The organism is Pontibacter sp. GD13 (assembly GCF_058216355.1).
The window spans coordinates 133,011-146,005 of record NZ_JBYZMQ010000007.1 but is presented as its reverse complement, the minus strand read 5'-3'; the positions used below and the strand labels follow the sequence as shown (position 1 = coordinate 146,005).

The 12,995-nt window shown below is 50.5% G+C and carries 15 protein-coding genes; 13 read left to right on the top strand and 2 right to left on the bottom strand.

What is annotated here, in order from left to right; all coding sequences use genetic code 11:
- Nucleotides 1–16: 16 nt before the first annotated feature.
- Both paaA and AC4BAN_RS11600 read right to left on the bottom strand, forming a co-directional pair.
- Nucleotides 17–1,003 carry a 1,2-phenylacetyl-CoA epoxidase subunit PaaA gene (gene paaA, locus AC4BAN_RS11605; protein ID WP_490564567.1) on the bottom strand — a complete coding sequence of 329 codons (987 nt, stop codon included), beginning with the start codon at nucleotides 1,001–1,003 and terminating at the stop codon, nucleotides 17–19.
- A gap of 73 nt (nucleotides 1,004–1,076) precedes the next feature.
- Nucleotides 1,077–1,682, bottom strand: coding sequence for a TetR/AcrR family transcriptional regulator (locus tag AC4BAN_RS11600; protein ID WP_490564566.1), 606 nt, complete (start codon nucleotides 1,680–1,682; stop codon nucleotides 1,077–1,079).
- A gap of 482 nt (nucleotides 1,683–2,164) precedes the next feature.
- Here AC4BAN_RS11600 and AC4BAN_RS11595 point away from each other — a divergent pair, with 482 nt between their 5' ends.
- From AC4BAN_RS11595 to rsmH, 13 genes are all read left to right on the top strand, one after another.
- Nucleotides 2,165–2,938 carry an enoyl-CoA hydratase/isomerase family protein gene (locus tag AC4BAN_RS11595; RefSeq protein WP_490564620.1) on the top strand — a complete coding sequence of 258 codons (774 nt, stop codon included), beginning with the start codon at nucleotides 2,165–2,167 and terminating at the stop codon, nucleotides 2,936–2,938.
- 56 nt (nucleotides 2,939–2,994) lie between these two features.
- Nucleotides 2,995–3,489, top strand: a complete 495-nt coding sequence (locus AC4BAN_RS11590; RefSeq protein WP_490564565.1) for a sterol desaturase family protein — start codon at nucleotides 2,995–2,997, stop codon at nucleotides 3,487–3,489.
- Nucleotides 3,461–4,336: a MerR family transcriptional regulator gene (locus tag AC4BAN_RS11585; RefSeq protein WP_490564564.1), complete on the top strand. Its 876-nt coding sequence runs from the start codon at nucleotides 3,461–3,463 to the stop codon at nucleotides 4,334–4,336. The genes AC4BAN_RS11590 and AC4BAN_RS11585 overlap by 29 nt, the downstream gene beginning before the upstream one ends.
- Nucleotides 4,337–4,559: 223 nt before the next feature.
- On the top strand, nucleotides 4,560–5,081 hold the full coding sequence (locus AC4BAN_RS11580; protein ID WP_490564563.1) for an RNA polymerase sigma factor: 522 nt from the start codon (nucleotides 4,560–4,562) through the stop codon (nucleotides 5,079–5,081).
- 24 nt (nucleotides 5,082–5,105) lie between these two features.
- The gene (locus tag AC4BAN_RS11575) at nucleotides 5,106–6,602 is read left to right on the top strand and encodes a phytoene desaturase family protein (protein ID WP_490564562.1); all 1,497 of its coding nucleotides are present in this window, start codon (nucleotides 5,106–5,108) and stop codon (nucleotides 6,600–6,602) included.
- A gap of 22 nt (nucleotides 6,603–6,624) precedes the next feature.
- Nucleotides 6,625–7,458 carry a phytoene/squalene synthase family protein gene (locus AC4BAN_RS11570; protein WP_490564561.1) on the top strand — a complete coding sequence of 278 codons (834 nt, stop codon included), beginning with the start codon at nucleotides 6,625–6,627 and terminating at the stop codon, nucleotides 7,456–7,458.
- Nucleotides 7,458–7,997: a hypothetical protein gene (locus tag AC4BAN_RS11565; RefSeq protein WP_490564560.1), complete on the top strand. Its 540-nt coding sequence runs from the start codon at nucleotides 7,458–7,460 to the stop codon at nucleotides 7,995–7,997. Before AC4BAN_RS11570 ends, AC4BAN_RS11565 begins: the two co-directional genes overlap by 1 nt.
- Before the next feature lie 78 nt (nucleotides 7,998–8,075).
- Nucleotides 8,076–8,774, top strand: coding sequence for a lycopene cyclase domain-containing protein (locus AC4BAN_RS11560; protein ID WP_490564559.1), 699 nt, complete (start codon nucleotides 8,076–8,078; stop codon nucleotides 8,772–8,774).
- A gap of 5 nt (nucleotides 8,775–8,779) precedes the next feature.
- A complete protein-coding gene (locus AC4BAN_RS11555; RefSeq protein ID WP_490564558.1) occupies nucleotides 8,780–9,631 on the top strand; it encodes a 4-hydroxy-3-methylbut-2-enyl diphosphate reductase in 852 nt (283 codons plus the stop codon).
- A gap of 64 nt (nucleotides 9,632–9,695) precedes the next feature.
- Nucleotides 9,696–10,388 (top strand): fatty acid desaturase, encoded by a 693-nt coding sequence (locus tag AC4BAN_RS11550; protein WP_490564557.1) that lies wholly within the window; start codon nucleotides 9,696–9,698, stop codon nucleotides 10,386–10,388.
- A gap of 230 nt (nucleotides 10,389–10,618) precedes the next feature.
- On the top strand, nucleotides 10,619–11,185 hold the full coding sequence (locus tag AC4BAN_RS11545) for a hypothetical protein (RefSeq protein ID WP_490564556.1): 567 nt from the start codon (nucleotides 10,619–10,621) through the stop codon (nucleotides 11,183–11,185).
- A gap of 406 nt (nucleotides 11,186–11,591) precedes the next feature.
- The gene (gene mraZ / locus AC4BAN_RS11540) at nucleotides 11,592–12,059 is read left to right on the top strand and encodes a division/cell wall cluster transcriptional repressor MraZ (protein ID WP_490564555.1); all 468 of its coding nucleotides are present in this window, start codon (nucleotides 11,592–11,594) and stop codon (nucleotides 12,057–12,059) included.
- Nucleotides 12,059–12,973, top strand: coding sequence for a 16S rRNA (cytosine(1402)-N(4))-methyltransferase RsmH (rsmH, locus tag AC4BAN_RS11535; protein WP_490564554.1), 915 nt, complete (start codon nucleotides 12,059–12,061; stop codon nucleotides 12,971–12,973). Before mraZ ends, rsmH begins: the two co-directional genes overlap by 1 nt.
- Nucleotides 12,974–12,995: the final 22 nt, after the last annotated feature.

Genomic DNA, 12,995 nt, shown 5'->3' with positions numbered 1-12,995 from the left:
CCCAGGCTGCCTTTGCTTAGGCCAGGGGCCGAACGTATTTTGCTTTCGGGTTGAGCAGGGCGTGGCGCACCCAGGTCCCGCGCTCCTCTGCGGTGCGCCGGACAGCCAGGCGCTCGGCGTTGCAAGGGCCATCGCCGTTGATCACGCGCTTAAACTCCTCCCAATCAGGCTCCGTAAAGGTCCACTCTCCGGTTTCTGCGTCTTTCTGCAATTTGTCGTCGGGCAGGGTCAGGCCCAGTTCCCATATTTTTGGCACGTACATGTCCAGAAACTGCTGGCGACACTCATCGTTGGTGGCCATCTTCACTTTCCAGCGCATCAGGGTCTCGGTGTGCGTGCTCATTTTATCGGCTGGCCCAAAAAAGGTCATGATCGGTGGCCACCAGCGGTTAAGGGCCGCTTGTATCATCTCGCGCTGCTTGGGAGAGCCTGTGGCCATGTGCACCACTGCGTCGTGGCCATACTTCAGGTGGAAGGCCTCTTCGGCGCAGATACGCTCCAGGGCACGGGAATAGGGGCCGTAACTGCCTTTGGCGTTCGCCATCTGGTTCACGATTGCCCCGGCGTCGATCAACCAAGAGATTATGTTTGAGTCTGCCCAGGTTATAGCAGGGTAGTTAAACACGTTCGAGTATTTCGAGTTGCCGTTGATCAGGTCTGTGAGCATGTCCTCCCGCGATTTGCCAAGGGTTTCGGCAGCGCTGTAGAGCAACTGTGCGTGCCCCACCTCGTCCTGCACTTTGGCCATCTGGGCCATCTTGCGCCGGAAACCGGGGGCCCGGGTGATCCAGGTTCCCTCGGGCAGGGCGCCGATTATCTCAGAGTGCGCGTGCTGCTCTATCATCCGGATCAGCTGCTTGCGGTAAAGCGCCGGCATCCAGTCGCTGGGCTCAATCTTTTCGCCCCGCTCAATACGGGCCTCAAACTCGGCTAACTTGGCCGGGTCTTCGGTTTGCAGGTCGTCATACTTTGTGGCTTCGAAAACATTTCCTCCTCCGTACATACTATCTATAGTTTAAAGGTTCAGTAAAAGTGCCGGACCGCGTTACCGGTCCGGCAGGTTAGTCAGGGTGTATTTAAGGTGTGTTGGGTATAGTCAGTTCCAGTGTGCTGGTCAGGCCGTTCAGCAGCATAGCCGAAAGGTGGTCCGCAATTTCGCCGGGAGTCATCTTCCCCTCGGGCTTGTACCAGGTATGAATCCAGTTTAAGCCAGAAAGGATGGTGAGCACCGCGAATTTCTCATCGGGCAGGGCAAACTCGCCCTGTGCGATGCCGGCACGGATAATGGCATGAAAACGGGCCTCATACTTATCGCGTAACGCCAGGAAGGCATGCAGGTGGGGCTCGCTTAAATGGCGCCACTCATGCAGGAAAACGGCCGCGGCCGCGGTATTGTTGGTGAGTACCTGCACATGCGCGGCAATGGCCATCTGCAGTTGCTCGGTTGCCGGCGCCCCAGGCCTGATGGCGGCGTCCTGTGCCTCAAAAAACTCGTCCGCCATCCGGAAGCAAACGCGTTGCAGAATCTCCTCCTTCGATTTGATATGCGAGTAAATACTGGCGGCCTCAATGCCCAGGGCATTGGCCAGGTCGCGCATCGACGTAGCCGAGAAACCCTTCTTCCTGAAAAGGGCCGTGGCCGTGTGTTCGATTTGTTCTTTCCTGCTCAAGCTTTCTCCCATAGTTAGTTAACAAAGATAAGCAACCTAACGTTCGTTAGCAAATTAATTATTAAAACGAAAGCAGCCTGTTTTGGTTGGTTGTGCTGTGTTTCTTCTGCCGCTTACAAAAGGCATAAGGTAGTTTTGAAGCCCTATAGCGCCATTTTGCTATATTTTTCAGGCGATGCCTGTAGAGTTCCGTATATTTGAATCAGTAAGCGGCAGTTTAAAGCGCATGTGCTAAGCGGCAAACGGTTCCTGAAATTGTTGGCTTCAACGTGTATTGGCTGAGATGATTTCACTGTGCCAGACGTGTAAGGGCGGCACCGCCATTGCTCAAAGCGCGGCTATGATGTGGAAAATGGGCTGCAAACAAAGTAGTTTACTTTGACCTGTGGCGCCTGCGGCAACAAAATTAAGACCGGTTCAATAACGAACAACCTGTAATCCTGTTTAACTGAAAAAACATGACTGAGATAGCTGATACTACCGGGAAGAAAACAATGGAGTTTGTGCATTACGAGGTAAAAGAACGCGTGGGCTTTATCACGCTGGCACGGGCTGAAAAAAGCAATGCGCTAAATTTTGATGTCGTGTCGGAACTGAAATGGGCCTTTGCCTTTGCCGAGGAGGATGAAGCCTGCAAGGTGATCGTACTCAGGGCGGAGGGGAAAGTGTTTTGCGCCGGCGCGGACCTGGAGTACATCCAGCGCTTGCAGGAGAATGACTACCAGGAGAACCTGATCGACTCGACCCACCTGATGGAGCTGTTCCGGTTAATCTATACTTTGAAGAAAGTGGTGATAGCGCAGGTGCACGGACACGCCATTGCCGGCGGGTGCGGCCTGGCGGCGATCTGCGACTTCGGGTTTACCGTGCCGGAAGCCAAATTCGGGTATACCGAGGTGAAGATCGGTTTCATCCCTGCCATTGTGAAAGTTTTCCTCTTGCGCAAGATCGGCGAGTCGCGGGCCAAGCAACTGCTGCTGACCGGTGACCTGATCTCGGCGGACGACGCTGAGAAGTATGACCTGGTGAATTTTGTGGTGCCAGCTGCTGAGCTGGAGGCGCATGTTTTCGCCTTTGCCCAGAGGCTCTGCACCGAAAACTCGCGGCAATCCATGGAGGTAACCAAAGAAATGATCGCGCGGGTGCAGGAAATGGACCTGGAGGAGGGACTGCAATACGCTTCCGAAATGAATGCCGTGGCGCGTGGCAGCGAGGATTGCCAGCGCGGCATCGCCTCATTTCTGAACAAAGAAAAAATCAAGTGGTAAAGTTCTGTTTATCTTTTTAAACTATTTGTTAAACTTGTTGTTGCTTTGTTATGCTGATGGGAATTGCAATCTTGGTGCTGACTTTTATCGCTATGGAGGCCATGGCCTGGGTTATGCACAAGTATGTGCTGCATGGGTTCCTGTGGTTTCTGCACAAGTCGCACCACACGCACCACCGGCATGCCTTTGAATTAAATGACCTGTTTTTTGCCTATTATGGCACGTTGGCGATGCTGTTCTTCGTTTTTGGCAGCGACCCCATCGATTACAGATTCTGGATAGGGGCGGGCATTACCTTGTATGGGGTGGCTTACTTTATCATCCACGACGTGTTTATTCACCGGCGTATCAAGTTGTTCAGAAAAACGTCTAACGTTTACCTGAAAGCCTTAAACATGGCGCATAAGGTGCATCACAAGACAAAGGGTAAGTATGGCTCCGAGTCTTTTGGGATGCTCTGGGTGGCTCCGCAGTACTTTAAGGTGGCAAATGAAACGATAACGAAACAAAAAAAGGAAAAACGTGGCGCAGTACACCATAAAGGAACTTGAACATCTGTCTGGCATTAAGGCGCACACCATCCGCATCTGGGAGCAGCGCTACAACATACTTAGCCCGAAACGTACTTGTACCAATATTCGCTACTACGATGAGACAGACCTTAAATCTATCCTGAATATCTCACTGTTGAATGAAAGGGGCTACAAAATCTCCAAAATCGCCCAGATGGCGCCTGAGCAGATCCTGCAAAAGGTGCAACAGCTGTGTGAGGAGCCTTGTCAGGGTTCGCACCACATCAACACGCTGGTGCAGGCCATGGTGGATATGGATGAGGGCTTGTTTGATAAGGCTATGTCAACGGCAACGCTGCAGATGGGGTTTAAGGATACTATGAACAACGTAGTTTACCCTTTTCTAAACAAGATCGGGGTGCTCTGGCAGACAGGCAACATCAGTCCGGCGCATGAACATTTTGTAAGCAACCTGATCCGGCAAAAGTTACTGGTGGCCATTGATGGGCAGGTAGTGCGGCGGCAGGAAGGCGCGCCCACTTACCTTTTGTTCCTGCCGGAAGGCGAACTGCATGAACTGGCGCTGCTGTACATGAACTACATCTTAAGGGCTAACAACCGGTATGTGCTGTACCTGGGCCAGAACCTCCCTTTTCCTGACCTGGAACTTACCCATAAACACTTTAACGCGGAGTATATCTGCACGGTGCTCACCTCGGTGCCGGAGCGCAGCCAATTGCTAGTGTACCTGAACAAGCTGTCCAGAAGGTTTCCTGACAGCACCATTTGTGCTTATGGTTACCAACTGCAGCATGAGTTGCTGCAGTTGCCCGATAATGTCAAGATACTGAAAACAGTCTGTGATATTGTGAACGTAACAGCGTAGATGCGTTAAAGTGTCGCAATCCGGAACCTCGCCCTTGTCGTTTGTTAACGGTAGGGGCTTTTAGTTTGTGTCGTTTGCCGTCTAAAAATGTACGTACACGGCTTTAGGCCGACTGTTTATCTAATATGTTTAAGGTTAATCAAAAAAATATTGAACAAAACCATTTATATTTCCTGGTATCTCGTATATTTGTTTATGTTTTACTATTAAAACTGTAAACAAAATGACTGCTATAGAATTTAATTCCCTTGTTCAGAATGTTGCCCAGTCCCTGAGTCCGGTAGCCATGAACCTGACCCGAGACGCGGACGATGCCAAGGACCTGGTGCAAGAGACGATGCTGAAGGCACTAACCAATCGCGAGAAGTTCAAATCTGGCACTAACCTCAAAGCATGGCTCTACACGATCATGCGCAACACTTTCATCAACAACTATAATAAAATAACGAAGCGCAGCAGTAACATTGATAGTTCTGAGTACCTTCAGTACCTGAACACCGATGAAAATTATGTGACGCAGAACAAAGGGACGGCTACTTTCGTCATGAACGATATCAACAAGGCGCTTGCCCGCCTGAACGAAGAGCACCGTACCCCTTTTATGATGTATTATGTAGGCTATAAATACCTGGAAATTGCTGAAAAGCTTAAAATTCCGATTGGCACAGTGAAAAACCGCATCCACATTGCCCGTAAAGAGCTCAAGAGTATGCTGCATGTGTACAGGCAAGATGTTTCCTATTAAGCACTAAGCCCCCTGACCTCCCGTATGGCTCAACCCAAAGTAATTGTGATCGGCTCCGGCTTCTCGGGGCTATCGGCGGCTACCTGCCTGGCCGACAAAGGCTATGCGGTGACGGTGCTGGAGAAAAACAGTACCCCCGGCGGACGGGCCAGAAAATTCTCGGCACACGGCTTTACCTTCGACATGGGCCCCAGCTGGTACTGGATGCCCGATGTGTTCGAGTCTTACTTTAACCGCTTCGGCAAAACCACCTCCGACTATTATACGCTCAAGCGCCTGGACCCCTCTTACACGGTGGTGTTCGGGCCGAACGATTTTATGCAGGTGCCTGCCTCTCTGGAAGAAATGCAGTCCCTTTTTGAGAGTTTGGAGAAAGGCAGCGGCAAACAGTTAACCAGGTTTTTAGAACAGGCGGCTTATAAATACGAAGTGGGTATCAATCAGTTGGTATACAAGCCCGGGCGCTCGCTCACAGAGTTTATGAGCCCGCGCCTGCTGTTGGATGTGCTGCGCATGGATGTGTTTCAGTCCTTTCACAAGCATGTCCGGAAGTTTTTTTCCAACGAAAAGATCATCAAGTTGCTGGAGTTCCCGATCCTGTTTCTGGGCGCCCTGCCCGAAAATACGCCGGCCCTGTACAGCCTGATGAATTATGCCGATATAAAGCTGGGCACCTGGTACCCAATGGGGGGCATGCACACCATTGTATCGGGCATGGTAAAGCTGGCAGAGGAGAAAGGCGTTACTTTTTTATACGACCAGGGTGTGCAGCGCATCGAGGTGAAGCAGGGCGTGGCAACCCAGGTGCTCACGACTACTGATCTATTCGATGCCGATGTGGTGGTGGCGAGCGCCGACTACCACCACGTAGAAAAAGAATTGCTGCCGAAAGCCAGTCAGAGTTATTCAGATGCCTATTGGGAGAAACGCGTGATGGCGCCTTCCTCGCTCTTGTTCTACCTCGGCGTAAACAAGCGGCTGCGGCACCTCCACCACCATAACCTGTTTTTCGACGAGGATTTCGGGCCCCATGCGCACGAGATATACACCGACCCGAAGTGGCCCACCAAGCCCCTTTTCTATGTGTCGGCCCCTTCGGTAACCGACCCCTCGGTAGCCCCCGAAGGATGCGAGAACTTGTTTGTGCTGATCCCCGTGGCACCGGGCCTGCAGGATACCGAGGAAATGCGCACTAAGTACTTCGATCTGGTGATGCATCGGCTGGAGCGCCTCACAGGGCAGGAGATCCGTAGTGCCATTGTGTACAAGCGGAGTTATGCCCACAACGATTTCATAAGTGATTACAACGCCTTTAAGGGCAATGCCTATGGGTTGGCCAACACCCTTTTGCAGACCGCGCTGCTTAAACCCAGCCTGAAGAGCAAGAAAGTTAGCAACCTATTCTACACCGGGCAGCTTACGGTGCCCGGCCCCGGTGTGCCGCCCTCCCTGATCTCGGGGCAGGTGGTGGCCGGCGAAGTGAGCAGAGAATTTGCCGTACCGGCGCGCATTAACGTATAAACCAACATTGACCTGAACGTGCATGGAGTTATTTAAAGAAACTTGTTTACAGTGCAGTAAAGTTATTACGGAGGCCTACAGTACCTCTTTCACACTAGGCATTAAAACGCTGCACAAAAAGTTTCATCTCCCGATCTATGGCATTTATGGGTTTGTGCGCTGCGCCGACGAGATCGTGGACACCTTTCATGACTTTGATAAGCGCAAGATCCTGCAGGACTTTAAAAAGCAAACGTTTGAAGCCATTGACGCAGGTATTAGCCTGAACCCGGTATTGCATGCGTTTCAGTGTGTCGTTAACGAATACAACATTGACAGGGCGTTTATCGAGGCCTTTCTCAAAAGTATGGAAATGGACCTGGATGACCACACCTACGACCATGCGCTGTACGAGGAGTATATTTACGGCTCTGCCGAGGTGGTGGGCCTCATGTGCCTGAGAGTTTTCTGCGAGGGCGACGAGGAACAGTTTCAGCGCCTGCGCAAACCGGCCTGCAGCCTGGGCGCCGCCTTTCAGAAGGTAAATTTTCTGCGCGACATGAAAAGTGATTTTAAAGAGCGCGGGAGAGTGTACTTCCCTAAGGTAGAGTACCAGAAGTTTAACAACGCCAGCAAGGCGGAGATTGAGGCAGATATCTTGAAAGATTTCAATGCGGCCTACGCCGGAATTCTGACCCTTCCCCGCACGGCGCGCATGGGGGTATACCTGGCTTATGTCTACTACCTGAAGCTTTTCAGGAAGATACAGCGGCTGCCGGCAACCCATATCCTGAAAGAGCGCGTAAGAGTACCTGATAATACGAAACTGGCATTGCTGCTGGGCTCGTACCTCAAGTACCGATTAAACGCAATCTGATGAATAAGCCCTTTATACTTGTACTTTTACTGCTTTTTTTAACGAGCAGCGCTAAACTGGCAGCCAACACACACCAATACAAATTACCCGACTTACGAAAAGAATTCCTGCAGGCCAGCCGTGACCAGGAAACCGGAGAGCGCTTTTATGATAAAATGAGCTCCTATAAAAAGAACGATCCGATTGTGCTGGCCTACAAAGCAATTTCGGAGGCGATCATGGCCAAGTATGAATGGAACCCCTATGCCAAGATCAAACATTTAAAAACAGCCGCCCGAATTTTCGAGGATGCCGTGGCTTTGAATGGCCAACACCCTGAAATAAGGTTTCTGCGTTTCACGATGGAGCATTATGTGCCGCGCTACCTTAACATGAGCGAGCATGTGGAGCAGGACAAAGACATCGTGATCTCCAGTCTGAAGCAGCACCCCGCCTCGGGTATGCCCACCGTGCTGGCCAGGGGCATCCGGGATTTCATGCTTACCAAAGACCATTGTAGTGCCAGGGAGCGCCAGGAACTCCAAGCCATCGCGTTCTAGGGTTTTTAGCGGTAGGTAACCAAAAGTGCTATGGGTGAAAATTCTTTGTTGAGTTCTTCTGATCTGTAAATCGCAGCTATGTACATATACCTCTACCTGAACCTCTTCACCATACTTTTCCCCTTGCTGCTGTCGTTTGATAAAAAGGTGGCCTTTTACAAACACTGGCCTGCCCTGGGGCCTGCCATACTGGTGAACGCCGCCTTGTTCATTGTTTGGGATGTGCTGTTTACCAAGGCTGGCGTGTGGGGCTTTAACCCGGTGTACCTGACGGGGGTCTACCTCTTTAACCTGCCCCTGGAGGAGGTGCTGTTCTTTGTCACGGTTCCGTATGCCTGTGTTTTTATCTACGAAGTGCTGAATGCGTACGTGCGGCAGGATCTGCTGCAGCCCTACGCCAGAGCCATCGCGTTTTTCCTGATCCTGCTGCCCCCACTGGTGGCGGCCTTCAACCTGGGTCGGTTGTATACTTCCATCACGTTTATTTTGCTCGCCCTGGCCCACCTGTTTCACCTTTGGTATTTCGGCACCCGGTACCTGGGGCGGTTTTACATGGCTTACCTGGTGCACCTGTTGCCTTTTCTGTTGATAAACGGCGTGCTGACCTATTTGCCTGTTGTCTGGTATAACAACAGTTTCAACCTCGGGGTGCGCATTGTCTCCATTCCGGTTGAGGATACCCTGTACTCGATGCTGATGTTGCTGATAACCATATCGGTATACGAGGGGCTAAAGCAACGAAAAACGGTTAAACAATCTAAAGTTCTGGCTGTATAAAGAGTATGAAAAGCCTGCACGTCACGATCGATTCAAATTCTGGCTTCTGCTTTGGGGTGGTATACGCCATCCAAATGGCAGAAGACCTGCTCGACGAACAGGGCTACCTGTATTGCCTGGGGGATATCGTGCACAACGACGAAGAGGTGGAGCGCCTTCAGAAGCGGGGGCTGCGCATCATCAACCACCAGCAACTGCAGGACTTGAGCGATGAAGCAGTGCTGATCCGCGCGCACGGCGAGCCACCGGAAACGTACCAGACGGCGCTGCAGAACAACCTGACGCTGGTAGATGCCTCATGCCCCGTGGTTCTAAAATTGCAAAACCGCATTAAAACCTCTTACGATAAGGATGAGAAGATCTTTATCTATGGCAAACACGGGCATGCGGAGGTATTGGGGCTGCTTGGGCAAACGGGCAACAACGCGGTCGTGTTTGAGAACATGAACGAACTGCTGCAGCATGAACTGCCCCAAAACATCACCCTTTATAGCCAGACGACCAAAAGCACTGACAGTTTTTACCGCATAAAAGGGGCTTTGGAGGATAGAGGCTTCGAGGTGAAAGCCAACGACACCATTTGCCGGCAGGTATCGAACCGCGATAAGGAACTGCGTAAATTTGCCACCCTGTACGACAAAGTTATCTTTGTATCGGGTACCAAGTCCTCCAACGGCAAGGTGCTTTACCAGGTGTGCAAAGATACCAACCCCGCTACATATTTTATCTCCAAAGTGGAGGAGTTGCAGACGCAGTGGTTTTCGGAAGGCGATTCCGTGGGCATTTGTGGGGCTACCTCCACGCCTTTGTGGTTAATGGAAGAAGTAAGGGACGCCTTGCTGCAGTACGAGGTATGATGGCATTTGCCTTACGTACAGCTTCACGAAGGCAAAACTACGTTATGGGTCCAGTAAACTACTTATGAACACACCCCGAAAGAATGATCTTAGAGGAATTTTGCTGGCTGCCGGCATTGTGTTTAGCTGGTTCGGCCTGCTAGCCTTTCTGCTGGCCTTTTATACCGTAGAGTTAGCCTCGCCCTTCCCTTATTTATTCGTCTTGCTGCAAACTCATCTGTACACGGGTTTATTCATAACGGCCCACGATGCAATGCACGGGGTTGTGGCTCCCGGAAACCCCAAAGTTAACAAAGCAGCGGGCGCCTTTACGGCCTTTTTGTTTGCCTACAACTGGTATCCGCGCCTGCTGCCCAGGCACCACGAGCATCACAAGCACGTAGCCACAGAAAAAGATCCTGACTTCCATCAAGGTGCCTTCTGGCCCTGGTACTTCAGCTTCCTGAAAAACTACATCACCTGGTGGCAGATCCTGCTCATGGCGATCACCTATAACCTGCTGCAACTTGTTTTCCCCCTGCAGAACGTCGTTCTTTTCTGGATGCTGCCCGCCATACTGGCCACTTTTCAGCTGTTTTATTTTGGCACCTACTTACCGCATCGGGGAGAGCATGCCCCCGATAACCTGCATAAATCAGGCTCGCAGCGCAAGAACCATGTATGGGCTTTTTTTAGTTGCTATTTCTTCGGCTACCATTACGAGCACCACGATAAGCCCTACCTGCCCTGGTGGCAATTGTACAAAACGAAAAGATAGCAGCCTGCAGCTGTTCAGCATATCAAAGTTTCTTGACATGAAAACGAGCAATACTGCCTAAGAACAAAACTTTTGGTGCACCGCTAGATACCTTGAAAGTAATATAACTTTTGATTTACGGAGTGTAACAATTTATAGTGCTACAAGTATAGAGAGGAGACAGTTCTGATACGACTCCCATTTTTGTGATCTGACTTGATTGGACAGCTGTACACCCTTATTTACTTCTTATGAAATTACCTTTGCGAATCCTAGCCCTGGCTATTATTCTGTTCCTTGCAAACGCGTTCCCGGCTTCGGCGCAGAGAGATCCTACCATGTTAAAAGCCGGTGTAAGTTTCGTTTGGCTATCAGACTACGATAGCCAGGGACTGATGTTCAGCAACAAATTGAGCCATTATTTTACCAAGAACATCACCGTAGGGATGAACGTCGGCTTGCTATCTGCTTTCCGCTACGACGATATTAAAGAGATATACTCTGTTCAGAACACATTTCTGATGGCCACGCTGGAAGGCAGCGTCGACATGATCAACAATGAATCCGTGGTGTTCAGGGTAGGGGGCGGACCGGGAATCCGGTACCGTGCCGAGATAAACTCAGATGCTGAGGACAGTGGAACCGTGGATGGGTCGGTGGTGCACATTAAAAGCTCCGACGTGGGTTTTAACGGCTACCTGGAGAATGATTTTAACATCCTGCGAAACGGCGTGGCCGGCGGCAGAATCGATTACTTTTACTATACCAGCGGCACCCCGGTTTTAGCCCTGGGTTTCCATATGGGTTTTAAGTTTTAACGTCCTTGTAAACAGTGAAAAGGGAAGCCCAACCAGGCTTCCCTTTTTCATTTATACCCACCCCTCACGACAAATCTTGTCAGGTCATCCCACATTTGCCACTTTCCCCCACATTTTCTGTGGAAATTTATAGTATATCGTATATCTACTATGTTTAAGCAGTTAAGTTTCTGATTTTAAGTATTTTAATGTTTTACTCCTTCGTATTTTAGGTAAAAACCAGCATCTCTGCAAAAAAACTTATGCCCAATATATAGCGTTAAGATGTGGATAATGTGGATAAGTGGGGTGGATAACCGTAATTTATCCACAAAGTGGTAAAAAGTGGTAGATAGTGGTTGCGAGAAATCGTTGAATCGCTACATTTGTAAAGTCCGAATACCACACGGGCAAAACTACTGTTGTTATGAACTTCCTGTCTGGCGAATATGAATGCAAGATTGACCCAAAGGGAAGGTTGGTTTTACCTGCAAAGATAAAAACTAACCTGCCGGAGGCGTCGGGCAATCATGTGGTGCTGATGCGAGGATTTGAACCTTGCCTGGTGCTTTATCCGAAGGCAGACTGGAAAATAATTTATGATAAGGTGGCAGGGCTGAATGAGTTTAACGAAGAGTACCGCCACTTTCAGCGCAATTTCTTCCGGGGTAACACCGAGATTGAATTAGACGGTACTGGCCGTTTCATTGTGCCTAAAACGATGGCGCGGTTTGCCAGTCTTGAAAAGGAGGCGATCGTAGTGGGTTTAGGCAACCGTGTGGAGATATGGAACCCGGATAAATATGAGGAGTTCCTGATCAAGGATCAGCAAAATTTCTCTCAGCTGGCGCAGAAGTTCTTAGGTGATAAACCGGCGGAGGAGCCGCTGATATAATGGCCTATCACCGTCCGGTATTGTTCGAGGAGTCAGTAGAGGCGTTGGCCATTAAGCCGGATGGTGTCTACGTGGATGTGACCTTTGGCGGAGGCGGACACTCTGCCAGCATCGTGCGCAAGCTTACAACCGGCAAGCTTTATGGTTTTGACCAGGACAGGGACGCCGAGGAAGAGTCAAAGAAAATTGATAGTCCTGCCTTTCAGTTTGTGCGCGCCAACTTCAGGGACCTGAAAAAGTACCTGCGCTTGTACCGCGTAAAGGAAGTGGACGGCATCCTGGCAGATCTGGGAGTATCCTCGCATCAGTTTGATGTGCCGGAACGTGGGTTTTCTACGCGTTTCGAAGGTCCCCTGGACATGCGCATGAATGCCGAGGCGGGCAACACGGCACAGGATGTTTTAGAAACCTATTCAGAGGAGCGGCTGCACCGCATGTTCGGCATGTACGGGGAGGTGAAAAATGCCAGGACCCTGGCCAGAACAATTGTGGAGAAGCGCGCAAGGGGAGCTTTCCAGTCCATTGGCGACTTTAAAAAGGCGATCAGCTCCTGTACCCCGAAGGGGAAGGAGAACAAGTACCTCGCCCAGGTCTTTCAGGCATTGCGCATCGAAGTCAACGACGAGATGAAGGCCCTGGAAGAAATGCTGGAGCAGGCCACAGAAGTGCTGAAGCCCGGAGGCCGGTTGGTCGTTATCTCCTACCATTCCCTGGAAGACAGGCTGGTGAAGAATTACATAGCTAAAGGCCGGTTTTTTGGGGAGGTGGAAAAAGATCTGTTTGGGAATGAGCTAAAACCCCTCGACGCCGTCACTAGAAAACCCATTGTGCCATCAGAACAGGAGTTGCTTGAAAATAACCGCTCCAGAAGCGCCAAACTCAGAATAGCAGAGAAAAGAGCATTAGATGATTGATTAACCAAGCTAGGCATTAGCT